The following is a 15,683-nucleotide window of genomic DNA, read 5'->3' as shown; positions in this document are numbered from 1 at the left end:
CTAAGATACGCCAGGTAGCACCCCGTTTTCGCGAGGATTTACTGTGACCGACTTTCCCCTTTCACTCACCTCGCCCAACCAGCGGTGCGTGGGGTGCCAGCAAAGCGAGCCGCTGGGGTTCGATTTTGCTTTTGCCTACCAACCTATCGTAGACCTTAGAGACCATTCGGTTTTTGCCAACGAAGCCCTGGTGCGCGGCATCAACGGCGAAGGGGCCATGTCAGTGCTGGAGCAGGTCAATGACCGCAATCGCTACCGCTTTGACCAGCGCTGCCGTACTCAGGCAATTGCCCAGGCCGCCGCATTGGGCATGCAAAGCCACCTGTCCATCAACTTCATGCCCAACGCCGTGTATCGTCCGGAGTTGTGCATTCGCAGTACGCTGGAAGCGGCTCGGGCGCACAATTTTCCGCTCAACCAACTGATTTTCGAGACGCTGGAAAGCGAGCACGTAGATAACTATCGCCATTTGACGAATATTCTGCGTGAATACCGCGAATTCGGCTTCAAGACCGCCATCGACGATTTCGGCGCGGGCTATTCGGGGCTGAATCTGCTGGCCGATTTCCAACCTGACTTGATCAAACTCGACATGGCACTCATCCGCGATGTCGACCAGGATCGTGTCCGGCAGGTAATCGTCCAGGGGATTGTCACAATCTGTGAGCAGTTGGGGGTTACTGTCATCGCCGAAGGCATCGAAAGTGCCGGCGAGCGCGATTTCCTGTCCGACTGTGGAATATTTCTGATGCAGGGCTACTGGTTCGCCAAGCCTGCATTCAAAGCCCTGGCCGAGGTTTCTCCCCGCGCCTGGGCAAATTGACCGGTTACCCATATTGAAGACATTTGACCATTTGACCGTTGTGGGTCTGCGTGAGTGGGTGGCACTTCCCGACTTGGGAGTGGCAGGCCTGCGCGCGAAGATCGACACCGGTGCCAGCACCTCCAGCCTGCATGCCACCGATATCGAGCCGTTTGAACGCGACGGTGAGCAGTGGGTGCGCTTTACCGCACACCTGGGCAGCGTGGTGCAATTGCGTCACCGCCGCTGCGAAGCGCCTCTGGTGACGATGAAAACCATCAAGAGCTCCAACGGCCATGCGCAGGTGCGCTATGTGATCAGCACCACCCTCGCGTTGGGTGATCGGGTATGGCGGGTGGAATTCACCCTGGCCTGCCGCAAAGCCATGCGTTACCGGCTGTTGCTGGGTTCCAAGGCGCTGATTGACGGCCATCTGGTGGTCAACCCCGGCGTCAAGTACGTTCAAGACAAGCCGGTGTTCCCGGTCTCTACTATTTCTGTCCCAGGTGCTGCATGAAGATTGCTGTGCTGTCGCGTAACCCGCGTCTGTATTCCACCCGCCGCCTGGTCGAGGCCGGCACCGAACGTGGCCATGAAATGGTGGTGATCGACACGTTGCGTGCCTACATGAACATTGCCAGCCACAAGCCGCAGATCCACTACCGGGGCAAGCCGTTGGAAGGCTTCGATGCGGTGATCCCGCGTATCGGCGCCTCGGTGACGTTCTACGGCTGCGCGGTGTTGCGCCAGTTTGAAATGATGGGCGTGTTCCCCCTCAACGAATCGGTGGCGATTGCGCGCTCGCGGGACAAACTGCGTTCGCTGCAACTGCTGTCGCGCCGGGGCATCGGCCTGCCGGTCACCGGTTTTGCCCACTCCCCGGATGACATCCCGGACCTGATCGAGATGGTCAACGGCGCGCCGCTGGTGATCAAGGTACTGGAAGGCACCCAGGGCATCGGTGTTGTTCTGTGTGAAACCGCGACGGCCGCCGAGTCAGTGATCGAGGCGTTCATGGGCCTCAAGCAGAACATCATGGTGCAGGAATACATCAAGGAAGCCGGCGGTGCGGATATCCGTTGCTTCGTGGTCGGCGACAAGGTGATTGCAGCGATGAAGCGCCAGGCCAAGCCGGGCGAGTTCCGCTCCAACCTGCACCGCGGCGGCAGCGCGAGCCTGATCAAGATCACCCCGGAAGAACGCATGACCGCGCTGCGGGCAGCCAAGGTGATGGGGTTGGCCGTGGCGGGGGTGGATATCCTGCGCTCCAACCATGGGCCGCTGGTGATGGAAGTGAACTCATCGCCGGGGCTGGAAGGGATCGAGACCACCACGGGCAAGGATGTGGCAGGGATCATCATTCAGCATCTGGAGAAGAATGGTGGGCCGAATATGACTCGGACCAAGGGCAAGGGTTAACAACCGCTCCCACTGACACTACATAACTAAATGTGGGAGGGGGCAAGCCCCCTCCCACATTTTGATCTGCGTTGCGTTCTAGACCGCGTCTCTTGGCAACATCAAGCCGAGCGGCAAACGCACCCGCGCTTCCAGCCCGCCCTCCTCACGATTGCGCAGCTCGACGTTACCGCCGTGCATCGACGCAATCCGCCGCACAATCGCCAGGCCCAAGCCGGTGCCCTTGCCACCCCGGGCACGGTCGCCACGGGTGAAGGGGTTGAAGATACCTTCCAGCTCATCCGGGTCGATGCCCGCCCCTCGGTCCATCACGCTCAGCACCACATAAGGCGCAGCACTGTCGCCGGACACGTACGCCGCCACTTCCACATCGGAACCCGCGTGGTGCAAGGCGTTGCCGATCAGGTTGTTCAACAGGCGCTTCATCGACACCCTGCGCAACGCGAACGGTTGGATCGGCTCCAGGCGCATGCGCACCTGCTCACCGTTCTGGTTGTAGGGTGCCACCACTTCACGCACCAGGTCGGTCAGATCGACTTCTTCCACCACCTCATCACGGCCATCGCGGATAAACGCGAGGAACTGGTCGAGAATCGCGTCCATGTCCTCGATATCGCGCACCATGTCATCGGTGAGGTCGGTGTGGTTGCCCATCAGCTCCAGGGACAGGCGCAGTCGCGTCAACGGTGTGCGCAGGTCGTGGGACACGCCCGCCAGCATCAGCTCGCGCTCACGCCCGGCCTGTTCGACGTCCTCCGCCATCTGGTTGAACGCGCCGTAGACCTCGGTCATCTCACTGGGCGTATCGCTGACCGGCAGGCGCACACTGCGCCCCTGCCCCAGCTGGCGCGCGGCAAACACCAGGCGCTTGAGCGGCTGGTTGAGCTGGCGCACGAAAATCCACGCCGACGCCGTTGAAAGCAGCCCGATTGCCAGGAACCAGCCCAGTACGTTCCAGATCTTCTGCCCCCGCAGTGGATGCGGGTACAGCGGCACCTTGATCCAGGCATCGCCCAGGCTTGGCGCCCTCACCCACAGCGCAGGCGAGACATGCATGCGCAACCGCACCTCGGTGTCATCCCCCAGTTCGGCCTGCATCTGGCGCTGGTAGATCTCGCTGTAGGGCCAATGCTGCTCCCCTTCCGGCACGCCGGCACCGTCAACCCGAATCAAGGTCGACGCCTTGGCTACCTTTTCGCGGTTTTCCGGGTCTACGGCCCAATAGGCACGCAGTGTCAGGGCAACACCGTGGCTGTACTGCCGATCCACCAGCACGTCTTCGTTCATCAACAGATAAACCAGCGTGAGTGCCTTGGAGAACAGAACGACGATCAGCACCAGCCAAAGGGTGCGGGAGAAGAAACTTTGCGGGAACCACAGCGGGGTTTTCATAGATGACAGCTAAACACCTTGCAGGAACGAGCGGCGCTCGCAGAATTGCAGACGCCGGGCATCCCGTCGACCCTCATGGGGTCAAACGCCAGGATACCCGCCCTGCAAATCATCGGTCACTTGGTTGCGGTGCCATCCGGCACAAACACATAACCCACGCCCCACACCGTCTGGATATAACGAGGCTTGGACGGATCCGGCTCGATCATCCGGCGCAGACGGGAAATCTGCACGTCGATGGATCGCTCCAGGGCGTCCCATTCCCGGCCACGTGCCAGGTTCATCAGCTTGTCGCGGGTCAGCGGCTGGCGAGCGTTCATCACCAGCGCCTTGAGCACAGCGAACTCACCGGTGGTGAGCATGTGTACTTCGTCGCCGCGCTTGAGTTCACGGGTGGCCAGCGACAGTTCGTAGTCGCCAAAGGTCACGCTTTCATCTTCGCTGCCCGGCGCGCCCGGGACGGGCGGTGCCTGGCGGCGTAATACGGCTTTGACCCGGGCCATCAACTCGTCAGGGTTGAACGGCTTGGCCAGGTAGTCATCAGCGCCCAGCTCGAGGCCCTTGATGCGGCTCAGCTCATCGCCCTTGGCGGTGAGCATGATGATCGGAATCTGGTTGTTCGCGCCGCGCAGGCGTTTGCAGGCCGACAGGCCGTCTTCGCCGGGCAACATCAGGTCGAGTACGACCAGGTTGAATACTTCACGCCCCAGCAGGCGGTCCATTTGCTCGGTGTTTGGCACCGCGCGGGCACGATAGCCCTTGGAGTTGAAAAACCGCTCCAGCAGGCTGCTCAGCCCCGGATCGTCATCAACGATGAGAATTTTTTCGCCTTCAGCAGTTTGTGCAGTGCTGCTCATTGGATGCTCCTCTTATCTCGGCGCGCATTATGGCGTAGCTGCCGTTATACGCACCGTGTGCATTGTTAGCAGATTTTTCCTGTACTACCAGCGAGGCCGCGTCCTACAACAGCTGGCGCAGTACCCCTCAAGTGCAGAACGCTGGTTATAATGCGGCGCCTTCGTGCAGGGCAACGCCAGATCGTTACCGTTTACTGCCGGGCTTTTTTTACCCGCTTGTCGTGATTTTTTCGATTTCGAGGGTCAATAGGCTGCCTCTTGACCCAGGCAGCGGCGCCAGTCGGGCCGCTCAACCAGCCTTGCCGGGCCTTGTTTTCCGGGCCTGCGAGCTGATTTTCAGAATTTCAGGTGGTTTTATGGACAGCATCAACAGCCGCATCGCCGAGGAACTCGGTGTACGCCCACAACAGGTCGAAGCGGCCGTCGCGCTACTGGATGAAGGCTCCACGGTGCCTTTCATCGCCCGTTACCGTAAAGAAGTGACCGGCAGCCTCGACGACACCCAATTGCGTCACCTGGAAGAGCGCCTGCGCTACCTGCGAGAACTCGACGAACGGCGCATCAGCATCCTCGCCAGCATCGAGGAACAGGGCAAGTTGACCCCGCAACTCGAGCGCGACATCAAGCTCGCCGACACCAAGACCCGCCTCGAAGACCTTTACCTGCCCTACAAGCAAAAGCGCCGCACCAAGGGCCAGATCGCCCTGGAAGCGGGCCTGGGCGAGCTGGCCGACGGCCTGTTCAACGACCCGTCGCTGACCCCGGACGCCGAAGCCGCGCGCTTCATCGACGCCGAAAAAGGCGTCGCCGACGTCAAGGCTGCCCTCGAAGGCGCCAAGTACATCCTCATGGAACGCTTCGCCGAAAACGCCGGCCTGCTGGAAAAACTGCGCACCTACCTCAAGCAGGAAGCCATCCTCAGCGCCCGCGTTATCGCCGGCAAGGAGGAAGAAGGCGCCAAGTTCCGCGATTACTTCGAGCACGACGAGCCGCTGAAAAGCATGCCGTCCCACCGTGCACTCGCGATTTTCCGCGGGCGCAACGAAGGTATTCTCAGCTCCGCACTCAAAGTCGGCGACGAGCTGCCGGGCACCATGCACCCGTGCGAAGGCATGATCGGTCAACAATTCGGCATCCAGAATCAGAATCGTCCTGCGGACAAGTGGCTCGGTGAGGTCGTGCGCTGGACCTGGAAGGTCAAGCTCTACACCCACCTGGAAACCGACCTGCTCGGCGAACTGCGCGACGGCGCCGAAACCGAGGCGATCAACGTGTTCGCCCACAACCTGCACGACCTGCTGCTGGCCGCCCCGGCCGGCCCGCGCGCCACCCTGGGCCTCGACCCGGGCCTGCGTACCGGCTGCAAGGTTGCCGTGGTCGACTCCACCGGCAAGCTGCTCGACCACGCCACGGTGTACCCGCACGTGCCGCACAACAAGTGGGATCAGACCCTGGCGATCCTGGCCGCGCTGTGCGCCAAGCACGCCGTGGACCTGATTGCCATCGGCAACGGCACCGCCAGCCGTGAAACCGACAAGCTGGCCGCCGAGCTGATTAAAAAATACCCAGCCATGAAGATGACCAAGGTCATGGTCTCCGAGGCCGGCGCTTCGGTGTACTCGGCGTCGGAACTGGCTTCCAAGGAATTCCCGGACCTCGACGTGTCGATCCGTGGCGCGGTGTCCATCGCCCGTCGCCTGCAGGACCCGCTGGCCGAGCTGGTGAAGATCGATCCTAAATCCATCGGCGTCGGCCAGTACCAGCACGACGTGTCGCAGCTGAAACTCGCGCGCGGCCTGGACGCGGTGGTGGAAGACTGCGTGAACAAGGTCGGCGTGGATGTGAACACCGCCTCCGTTGCGCTGCTGGCGCGTATCTCCGGCCTGAACACCACCCTGGCGCAGAATATCGTCACTCACCGTGACGAAAACGGCGCGTTCAAAACACGTGCAGCACTGAAAAAAGTCGCACGTTTGGGCGAAAAAACCTTCGAACAAGCCGCCGGCTTCCTACGTGTGATGAATGGCGACAACCCGCTGGATTCGTCCGCCGTTCACCCGGAAGCCTACCCGCTGGTGCAGCGCATTGCCGCCGAGACCGACCGCGACATCCGCTCACTGATCGGCGACGCCGCGTTCCTCAAGCGCCTGGACCCGAAAAAGTACACCGACGAAACCTTCGGCGTGCCGACCATCACCGACATCCTGCAAGAGCTGGAAAAACCTGGCCGTGACCCGCGTCCCGAGTTCAAGACCGCCGAGTTCCAGGACGGCGTCGAAGATCTCAAGGATCTGGAGCTGGGGATGATCCTTGAAGGCGTGGTCACCAACGTGACCAACTTCGGCGCTTTTGTGGACATTGGCGTGCATCAGGACGGTTTGGTGCATATCTCTGCGCTTTCGGAGAAGTTCATCAAGGATCCGCGTGAAGCGGTGAAAGCCGGTGATGTGGTCAAGGTCAAGGTCATGGAAGTCGATATCCCGCGCAAACGCGTTGGCCTGTCGATGCGCATGAGCGATACCCCCGGCGAGAAAATCGACGGTGCCCGTGGCGCACGCCCGGGCTCGGCGCCGCGCCAGTCGCAGAACCGTTCTGAAAACAGCCAGCCGCGCAAGGAAACCGCCACCGCAGCGCCAGGCAACAACGCCATGGCCTCGCTGTTCGCCAACGCCAAGCAGTTGAAGAAACGCTGATGGAGATCCCAGCCGGCTTGACCCAGAGCGCATTCAGCGAACTGATCGGCTGCCGCCTGCAACGCCTGGATGAGGGCGTTGCCGAGGTGGCCCTGACCCTGGAGCCGCACCTGCGCAACCGCGCGGGCAAGCTCCATGGCGGGGCGATTTTCAGCCTGGTGGACATTACCATGGGGCTGGCCTGCTCCAGCTCCCATGGGTTTGACCAGCAGAGCGCGACCATCGAGTGCAAGATCAACTACATCCGCGCCGTGGAAGACGGTGACGTGCTGTGCACCAGCCGGGTGATTCACGCCGGTCGGCGCACCCTGGTCGTCGAAGCCGACGTGTACCAGGGCGAGCGACTTGTCGCAAAAGCACAGGGCACCTTCGCTGTCCTATAGCTCCCCACCCTCGATTTGAGTTAATTTCGGCGCTGCGATAACAGCGTCGGAATTTTCTTGCTGCGCTATAGCCCAATTCATGGAGTGAAGTAGGCTTTTTCAGTGTGAGCCAAATCGACTCAAAACCAGGCGATAACGCCAGTTTCAACTTCACCCTTGTAGACCGTCTTGCCCACCCCCATATTGGGGCGACTGACGCGTGAAGGAATCCAACTTGAGCGAACTTCTCAACCGCCGCCTGGCCCTGCTCGGCAAGCGCGAACACCTCTCCCTGCTCGAGCACTGCTTGCACGGCATCGAGCGTGAATGCTTACGCGTCACCGGTGAGGGTCGCCTGGCGCAAACGCCGCACCCTGAAGCCCTGGGCGCCGCGTTGACCAACGAATTGATCACCACCGACTACTCGGAATCGTTGCTGGAGTTCATCACCCCAGCCCTGCCCAACCCGGCCGATACCCTGAGCAGCCTGGACAAAATCCATCGCTTTGCCTACAGCAAGCTCGGCAGCGAGTACCTGTGGAGCCCATCGATGCCGTGCCCGTTGCCGGCCGAGGAAGATATTCCGATTGCCTACTACGGCACGTCCAATATTGGACAGCTCAAGTACGTTTATCGCAAGGGCCTGGCCCTGCGTTACGGCAAGACCATGCAGTGCATTGCCGGCATCCACTACAACTTTTCCCTGCCGGAAGCGCTGTGGCCGTTGCTCAAGGAGACTGAGGGCTTTGTTGGCACCGACCGCGACTACCAGTCCACGGCCTATATCGCGCTGATCCGAAATTTCCGCCGCTACAGCTGGTTGCTGATGTACCTGTTCGGTGCCTCGCCGGCGCTGGACGCGGGTTTCCTGCGCGGCCGTTCGCACCAGCTGGAAGTACTGGACGCCGACACCCTGTACCTGCCCTACGCCACCAGCCTGCGCATGAGCGACCTGGGTTACCAGAGCAACGCCCAGGCCGGCCTCACGCCGTGCTACAACGACCTGCCGAGCTACACCGACAGCCTGCGTGAAGCGGTGGCAACGCCCTACGCGCCATACGTAGAAGTCGGCACGCACAAGGACGGTGAGTGGGTGCAGCTCAACACCAACATCCTGCAGATCGAAAACGAGTACTACTCCAACATCCGCCCCAAGCGCGTGACCTACACCGGCGAGCGGCCTATCCAGGCGCTGGTGGCCCGTGGCATCCAGTACATCGAAGTGCGCTGCCTGGACATCAACCCGTTCCTGCCGATGGGTATCGACCTGCCGGAGTCGCGTTTCCTCGACGCCTTCCTGCTGTACTGCGCGCTGAACGACAGCCCGCTGTTCGCCAACAACGAGTGCGGTAACGCTACGTCGAACTTCCTCAGCGTGGTCAAGGAAGGCCGCCGTCCGGGCCTGCAATTGCAGCGTGGCGGCGAGCCGGTGGACATGAAGGAATGGGCCACGGAGCTGCTGGAAAAAATTGCACCGCTGGCGGCCTTGCTCGATGAAAGCCACGGCATCAACGAACACAGCCAGGCGCTCGACGCCCAACTGGCCAAGATCAAGGACTCGTCCCTGACCCCTTCGGCCCAGGTGCTGGCGGCGATGGCCGAGCGCAAAGAGAGTTTTGCGCAGTTCTCGCTGCATCAGAGCGAGGTGCATGCCGAGCATTTCCGCAAAGAGCCGCTGCCGACGCAAGAGCAGGCACGCTTTGAAGAGCTGGCGCGTAAGTCGCTGGCGCAGCAGGCGGAGCTGGAGCAGAACGAAGTGGGCGATTTTGATGTGTTTGTCGGGTCGTACCAGGCAAGCATTCTTGCCATCAGTAACTAAGGACCTACTCTGTCCAGTGTGGGAGGGGGCTTGCCCCCGATAGCTGTGGGTCAGCTACAGATAAGCTAACTGATCCACTGCAATCGGGGGCAAGCCCCCTCCCACATTTGCCTGCATCAGACTGAAGATTGGCTTCAACCTTTCTCCTCATAAGCTAATTCGAAAATGTTATTTATTTTCGGATTCTTAGATCATTTAGTCTCCTCACACGCCGACCCTCGGCCGCCTGATTGAGGAGCTTCCCCTTGAAACTGCTTACCCCTCTGCGCCTTCTGGCCGCATTGTCCCTGGCCGGTGCCAGCCTGTTTGCCCAGGCGGCGGATGTGACTATTGCTTACCAGACCACCGTGGACCCGGCGAAAGTTGCCCAGGCCGATGGCGCGTACGAAAAAGCCACCAACGCCAAGATCGACTGGCGCAAATTCGACAATGGCGCCGACATCATCGCCGCCATCGCTTCCGGTGACGTGCAGATCGGCTACCTCGGTTCCAGCCCGTTGACCGCCGCGATCACCCGCAAAGTGCCGGTGGAAACCTTCCTCGTCGCCACCCAGATCGGCGGTGCCGAAGCCCTGGTGGCGCGCAATGGTTCGGGGATCAACAGCCCGCAGGACCTGATCGGCAAGAAAGTCGCCGTGCCCTTCGTATCCACCGGCCACTACAGCCTGCTGGCCGCGCTGAAGCACTGGAACATCGACCCGTCGAAAGTCACCATCCTCAATCTCGCACCGCCGGCCATCATCGCCGCGTGGAAGCGTGGCGATATCGACGCCACTTACGTATGGGACCCAGCCCTGGGCGTGGCCAAGGAAAACGGCAAGGTGCTGATTACCTCCGGCGAATTGGCCAAGTTTGGCGCGCCGACCTTCGATGCGTGGATCGTGCGTAAGGATTTTGCCGAGAAGCACCCGGAAATCGTCACGGCTTTCGCCAAGGTCACCCTGGATGCCTACGCCGCCTACCGCAAAGACCCACAAGCCTGGCTCGCCGACAAAGGCAACGTCGACAAACTGGTGAAGCTCTCCGGCGCCAAGGCCAGTGACATCCCCTTGCTGCTGCAAGGCAACGTCTACCCGCTGGCCGCTGACCAGGTGACTCTGCTGGGCGCACCGACCACCAAGGCCGTGACCGATACCGCCGCATTCCTGAAGGAGCAAGGCAAGGTCGACGCCGTGCTGCCGGACTACGCCCCTTACGTCAGCGCCAAGTTCATCACTAACTGATTCGGGAGTTCATCGCGATGGCCTTGCTACAACTGGAGCGCATCAGCGCACAGTACCCAGGCGCCACACAACCGGTACTGTCTGACATTTCACTCGACCTGGGGCCCCAGCAATTGCTGGTCGCCCTCGGCCCGTCCGGCAGTGGCAAGACTTCGCTGTTGAACCTGATCGCCGGCTTTGTCGAACCCTCCGCCGGGCGCATCACCCTTGACGGTGTGCCGGTCAAAGGACCCAGCGCCGAACGTGGCGTGGTGTTCCAGGACGACGCCCTGCTGCCCTGGCAGGATGTGCTGGCCAATGTCGGCTTCGGCCTGGAGCTGGCCGGCGTGCCCAAGGCGCAACGCGAAGTGCGCGCCCGGGAGATGCTCGCCCTGGTCGACCTGGCCGGTTTCGACAGCCGGCGTATCTGGCAGCTTTCCGGCGGCCAGAAGCAACGCGTCGGCCTGGCCCGCGCCCTGGCGGCAGACCCTCGCGTGCTGCTGATGGACGAACCCTTCGGCGCCCTCGATGCCTTCACCCGCGAACAGATGCAGGAATTGCTCCTACAGGTGTGGCGGCGCACGGCCAAGCCGGTGTTCCTGATTACCCACGACATTGAAGAAGCGGTGTTCCTCGCTACCGACCTGATCCTGTTGGCGCCCAACCCGGGCCAGATCGTCGAACGCCTGCATTTGGACTTTGGCCAGCGCTACGCCGCCGGTGAATCGGCGCGGGCGATCAAGTCCGACCCACGCTTTATCGAAACCCGCGAACACGTGCTGGGCAAAGTGTTCTCGCAACGGCAGGTGTCCGCATGAGCAGCTACGAACTCCCCGCCACGGCCGCCAAGCCGGTGGCGCACGCCGTTGTCCCGGTGCGGCGCAGCCTGAGCACGCGCTGGATCAGCCTGTTGACCCTGTTCGCGCTGCTGGCGATCTGGTGGGCGGTGACCGCCACCGGTTTGATCGAGCCGCTGTTCCTGCCGCCGCCGTCCGCCGTGCTGCAAAAAGGCTGGCTGCTGGCGACCACCGGTTATATGGATTCCACCCTGTGGCAGCACCTGGGCGCGAGCCTCAGCCGCATCGGCCTGGGCCTGGGGTTTGCCGTACTCACCGCCGTGCCGGTGGGGATCGCCATCGGCTCCAACCGTATCGCGCGGGGCATTCTCGACCCGCTGATCGAGTTCTATCGGCCGATCCCGCCACTGGCCTACTTGCCGTTGATCGTGATCTGGTGCGGCATCGGCGAGCTGTCCAAGGTGTTGCTGATTTACCTGGCGATCTTTGCGCCCATCGCCATCGCCACGGCGACCGGCGTGCGTACCGTCGACCCGGCCAAGCTGCGCGCCGCGCAGTCACTGGGCGCCACCCGCGCGCAGTTGATTCGCCATGTGATCCTGCCGAGCGCCCTGCCCGACATCCTCACCGGCGTGCGCATCGGCCTGGGTGTGGGTTGGTCGACCCTGGTGGCTGCCGAGCTGATCGCCGCCACCAGCGGCCTGGGCTTTATGGTGCAGTCGGCGGCGCAGTTCCTGGTCACCGACGTGGTAGTGCTGGGGATTCTGGTGATCGCCCTGATCGCCTTCGCCATGGAAATGGGCCTGCGTGCCCTGCAGCGTAAGTTGGTGCCCTGGCATGGCCAGGCACATTGAGTGAGAAGCGCATGAGCAGCCTGACCGTTACCCCATTAAGCACCGCCCTGGGCGCCCAGATCAGTGGCGTCGATATCACTCAACCGTTGAGTCTGGAACAGCGCGACGCCATCGAACAGGCGTTGCTGACCCACTCGGTGCTGTTCTTCCGAGGCCAGGCGGTTACGCCGCAGCAACAGGCGCGTTTCGCGGCGAATTTTGGCGACCTGCATATTCACCCGATCTACCCGAACGTGCCGGAACAGCCCGAAGTGCTGATCCTCGACACCGCCGTGACCGACGTGCGCGACAACGCCGTGTGGCACACCGACGTGACCTTTTTACCCACCCCGGCCCTCGGCGCGGTGCTCAGCGCCAAGCTGCTGCCGGCGTTTGGCGGCGACACATTGTGGGCCAGCGGAATTGCCGCGTATGAGGCCTTGTCCGCGCCGTTCAAACGCCTGCTGGATGGCCTCACCGCCACACACGACTTCACCAAATCCTTCCCGCTGGAGCGCTTCGGCAACACCGCCGAAGACCTGGCGCGCTGGGAAGAAACCCGCAAGAAAAACCCGCCGCTGTCGCATCCGGTGGTGCGTACGCATCCGGTCAGTGGGCGCAAGTCACTGTTTGTGAGCGACGGCTTCACCACCAAAATCAATGAACTTGAACCGGCTGAAAGCGAGGCGATTTTGAAGCTGCTGTTTGCCCACGCGACCCGGCCTGAGTTCACCATTCGCTGGCGCTGGCAGGAGAACGACGTGGCGTTCTGGGATAACCGCGTGACCCAGCACTACGCGGTAGATGACTACCGGCCGCAACGGCGGGTGATGCACAGGGCGACCATCTTGGGTGATGTCCCGTTCTAGCGCCTGGCAAAGATCAAATGTGGGAGGGGGCTTGCCCCCGATGACGGTGGTTCAGTCAGCTTATCTGTAGCTGACCCACTGCCATCGGGGGCAAGCCCCCTCCCACATTTTTTTGACCCTGTGGTGTCAGGTTATTCAGCGGTGGATGGTTTTTCCCACAGGTTGATTCCGCCTTCCTGCGCAAACCGGTCGATCTCGGCCAATTCCTCGGCGCTGAAACTCAAATTCTTCAACGCACCCACGTTCTCAATAATCTGCTCCGGCCGGCTCGCGCCAATCAGCGCGCTGGTCACCCGCGGATCACGCAGGGTCCACGCCAGGGCCAGTTGCGCCAGGCTCTGGCCGCGACGCTGGGCAATCTCATTCAACGCACGCACGTGAGCAATGTTGGCTTCAGACAAGTGCTTGGCCTGCAACGAACCGCCACCCGGGCGATTCACTCGCGCATCGGCCGGCACGCCATTGAGGTACTTGTCGGTGAGCAAACCCTGGGCCAGCGGCGTGAACGCAATCACCCCTGCGCCGAGCTCTTCGGTGGTGTCCAGCAGGTCTTTTTCCACCCAGCGGTTGAGCAGGTTGTAGGCCGGTTGGTGGATCAGCAGCGGCACTTTCCACTCTTTGAGCAACGCTGCGATTTCGCGGGTTTTCACACCCGAGTAAGACGAGATACCGATGTACAACGCCTTGCCCTGTTGCACGGCAGTGGCGAGGGCGCTGGCGGTTTCTTCCAGCGGGGTGTCGGCGTCGAAACGGTGCGAGTAGAAGATATCCACGTAGTCGACGCCCAGGCGTTGCAGGCTCTGGTCCAGGCTGGCCAGCACGTATTTGCGCGAACCGCCGCCCTGGCCGTAAGGGCCGGGCCACATGTCCCAACCGGCTTTGCTGGAGATGATCAATTCGTCACGGTAGTGCTTGAAGTCTTCGCGCAGCAAACGGCCGAAGTTGATCTCGGCGCTGCCGTAGGGCGGGCCGTAGTTGTTGGCCAGGTCGAAGTGGTTGATCCCCAGGTCGAACGCGGTGCGCAGCAGGGCGCGTTGGGTGTCGATCGGGGTGCTGTCGCCAAAGTTGTGCCACAGCCCCAGGGACAGTGCAGGCAGCACCAATCCACTGCGGCCTACGCGGCGATACGGGATAGATTCATAGCGGTTTTCGGCAGCAATGTAAGTCATCGAATCCTCTCTTGGACGTAGGCCAATAAGGCCTGGGAATAAGGTTATTCCCAGGCCTTTTAACCAGCTGAATCGCTTAAGTCTGCCCCTGTGTTTTACAGCAATTGCCTACCAGAGTGGAACGACATAGCTGACATAAAAGCGGTTTTCATCTTGCACGGTGGCACCGCTGATGTCCGGGCTGGCGTGGGCGTTTTTCCAGGTCACGCCCAGGCCTTTGAGGGTACCGGTGGGCACTTGATAGGCCACGGCGACGTTGCGTTCCCATTCGCTGGTGGTGCCTTGGGCGGTGCGGATGTCATCGCCATGGGCGTAGGCAGCGGAAAACGTCAGGCCGGTGAGGCCGAGCTTGCCCAAGTCATATTTGTATTGCGCCAGCCAGGTGCGTTCGCCGGCGTGCTGGAATTTATTCAACTGCATGTTGGTCAGCGCCGGGGTGTCGGCGCCCGAGCCTGGGCCCTGGCGGTTGTCGCCGCTGTTGAGGCCGGAGTCGAGGTAGGGGAAGTCGCTGTCGCCGCTGTTTTTCTGGATGCCCAGGCCGACGGTATGACCGTCCAGGCTGTAGCTTTCCAGCAGGCTCACGGTGGACTGGTTGATGCGCCCCTTGTTCACGCCGTCGCCGTATAGGCCCGCCGCCGCAAAGTCTTTGTCGCCATCGGCGTTGCCGCCCACGCCCAGGCTGCGGAACATGCGCAGGTCGGTGTCGATGGCACCCACTGACAAGGCGTCGTGGCGCTTGGCGCCGAGGAAGAACTGCTGGTAGTAATCCTCGAGGTTGGAGTACCACAAGCTGACGGTGGTGTTCCGAATGCCGGTGTAATCCGCGCCGCCGAACAGGAAGCGGTCGCTCTCTTTGTTGCCGCCGGCGGTGATCATGCCCTGGTCGCCGGTTTCGTTGCGGATCTTGGTCTTGAGGATGTCGCCGCCGGTGAAGGTGAAGTCGGTGAGGTCCTTGGACACCAGCTGCACGCCGGTATTGGTCTGCTGGTAAAGGCGCCCGTCGGTGTTGGCCAGCACCGGGTTGTTGCCGTAGAGGGTACCCACGCGCAACTCGTCCTTGGCAAAGCGCATCTTGAAGGTCGGGCTGAGCACACCGAACTGGTCGGCGGATTTGCCGTTGTCCAGCGGGAACATGCTGCCGGGGTAGCGGCCCTGGTGATCCTTGTCGTTGAGGTCGCCACCGGAGTCGAGTTTCAAGCCGTAGAACGCCTGCAGATCGAGGCCAAAACCTACCGGCCCCTCGGTGTAGCCGGACTTGAAGTTGAACTCGAAACCCTGGCCCCAATCACGAATGCTATGGGCCTTGGCATTGCTGTTCACCACATCCCGCCCCTGCTGGTTGAGATAGCGATTGAGCAGGGTCACATCGGCGTGGCTGTCATCGATGAAATCGGCATGGGCGGACAGCATAAAGCTCGCCACGGCGACACCCACCATGGGGCTTAATAACGTCTTCATTGGTACCTGTC

Annotated in this window: 14 protein-coding genes; 10 read left to right on the top strand and 4 right to left on the bottom strand. The window is 61.6% G+C overall.

Annotated features, from left to right (window positions below):
- The first annotated feature begins 43 nt into the window (after nt 1-43).
- Genes rimA through rimK form a run of 3 tightly spaced genes read left to right on the top strand, consistent with a single transcriptional unit; the run spans nt 44 to nt 2,221 of the window.
- Nucleotides 44-823 (top strand): S6 modification regulatory phosphodiesterase RimA, encoded by a 780-nt coding sequence (gene rimA / locus AC0IYH_RS08010; RefSeq protein ID WP_116627570.1) that lies wholly within the window; start codon nt 44-46, stop codon nt 821-823.
- Between the two features lie 13 nt (nt 824-836).
- On the top strand, nt 837-1,319 hold the full coding sequence (gene rimB / locus AC0IYH_RS08005; RefSeq protein WP_116627571.1) for a retropepsin-like aspartic endopeptidase RimB: 483 nt from the start codon (nt 837-839) through the stop codon (nt 1,317-1,319).
- Nucleotides 1,316-2,221 carry a 30S ribosomal protein S6--L-glutamate ligase gene (rimK, locus tag AC0IYH_RS08000; protein ID WP_003171022.1) on the top strand — a complete coding sequence of 302 codons (906 nt, stop codon included), beginning with the start codon at nt 1,316-1,318 and terminating at the stop codon, nt 2,219-2,221. The genes rimB and rimK overlap by 4 nt, the downstream gene beginning before the upstream one ends.
- A gap of 78 nt (nt 2,222-2,299) precedes the next feature.
- Here the strand turns inward: rimK and AC0IYH_RS07995 are convergent, their stop codons facing one another.
- Nucleotides 2,300-3,613, bottom strand: a complete 1,314-nt coding sequence (locus AC0IYH_RS07995) for an ATP-binding protein (protein ID WP_101265457.1) — start codon at nt 3,611-3,613, stop codon at nt 2,300-2,302.
- A 116-nt stretch (nt 3,614-3,729) separates the two neighbouring features.
- Nucleotides 3,730-4,470, bottom strand: a complete 741-nt coding sequence (ompR, locus tag AC0IYH_RS07990) for an osmolarity response regulator transcription factor OmpR (protein WP_116627573.1) — start codon at nt 4,468-4,470, stop codon at nt 3,730-3,732.
- Between the two features lie 356 nt (nt 4,471-4,826).
- Between ompR and AC0IYH_RS07985 the strand changes: the two genes are divergently transcribed.
- The 7 genes from AC0IYH_RS07985 (at nt 4,827) to tauD (ending at nt 13,045) form a co-directional block, all read left to right on the top strand.
- On the top strand, nt 4,827-7,163 hold the full coding sequence (locus AC0IYH_RS07985) for a Tex family protein (RefSeq protein ID WP_116627574.1): 2,337 nt from the start codon (nt 4,827-4,829) through the stop codon (nt 7,161-7,163).
- Nucleotides 7,163-7,546 carry a PaaI family thioesterase gene (locus AC0IYH_RS07980; RefSeq protein WP_116627575.1) on the top strand — a complete coding sequence of 128 codons (384 nt, stop codon included), beginning with the start codon at nt 7,163-7,165 and terminating at the stop codon, nt 7,544-7,546. The genes AC0IYH_RS07985 and AC0IYH_RS07980 overlap by 1 nt, the downstream gene beginning before the upstream one ends.
- A gap of 214 nt (nt 7,547-7,760) precedes the next feature.
- Nucleotides 7,761-9,344 carry a glutamate--cysteine ligase gene (gene gshA / locus AC0IYH_RS07975; protein WP_471833752.1) on the top strand — a complete coding sequence of 528 codons (1,584 nt, stop codon included), beginning with the start codon at nt 7,761-7,763 and terminating at the stop codon, nt 9,342-9,344.
- Between the two features lie 245 nt (nt 9,345-9,589).
- On the top strand, nt 9,590-10,567 hold the full coding sequence (gene tauA, locus AC0IYH_RS07970; RefSeq protein ID WP_122774939.1) for a taurine ABC transporter substrate-binding protein: 978 nt from the start codon (nt 9,590-9,592) through the stop codon (nt 10,565-10,567).
- 17 nt (nt 10,568-10,584) lie between these two features.
- Nucleotides 10,585-11,364 carry a taurine ABC transporter ATP-binding subunit gene (gene tauB, locus AC0IYH_RS07965; protein ID WP_471833750.1) on the top strand — a complete coding sequence of 260 codons (780 nt, stop codon included), beginning with the start codon at nt 10,585-10,587 and terminating at the stop codon, nt 11,362-11,364.
- A complete protein-coding gene (tauC, locus tag AC0IYH_RS07960; protein ID WP_471833748.1) occupies nt 11,361-12,197 on the top strand; it encodes a taurine ABC transporter permease TauC in 837 nt (278 codons plus the stop codon). Before tauB ends, tauC begins: the two co-directional genes overlap by 4 nt.
- A gap of 11 nt (nt 12,198-12,208) precedes the next feature.
- Complete coding sequence (gene tauD, locus AC0IYH_RS07955) at nt 12,209-13,045, top strand: taurine dioxygenase (protein ID WP_471833746.1); 837 nt, start codon at nt 12,209-12,211, stop codon at nt 13,043-13,045.
- A gap of 131 nt (nt 13,046-13,176) precedes the next feature.
- Here tauD and mgrA read toward each other — a convergent pair whose 3' ends face one another.
- Both mgrA and AC0IYH_RS07945 read right to left on the bottom strand, forming a co-directional pair.
- Nucleotides 13,177-14,214 (bottom strand): L-glyceraldehyde 3-phosphate reductase, encoded by a 1,038-nt coding sequence (mgrA, locus tag AC0IYH_RS07950; protein WP_010214105.1) that lies wholly within the window; start codon nt 14,212-14,214, stop codon nt 13,177-13,179.
- A 108-nt stretch (nt 14,215-14,322) separates the two neighbouring features.
- On the bottom strand, nt 14,323-15,651 hold the full coding sequence (locus AC0IYH_RS07945) for an OprD family outer membrane porin (RefSeq protein WP_471833886.1): 1,329 nt from the start codon (nt 15,649-15,651) through the stop codon (nt 14,323-14,325).
- Nucleotides 15,652-15,683: the final 32 nt, after the last annotated feature.

The sequence above is a fragment of the Pseudomonas sp. AC463 genome, assembly GCF_979253585.1.
Note: the sequence above shows the minus strand (reverse complement) of the source record. Positions and strands in the feature narration are given on the sequence as shown.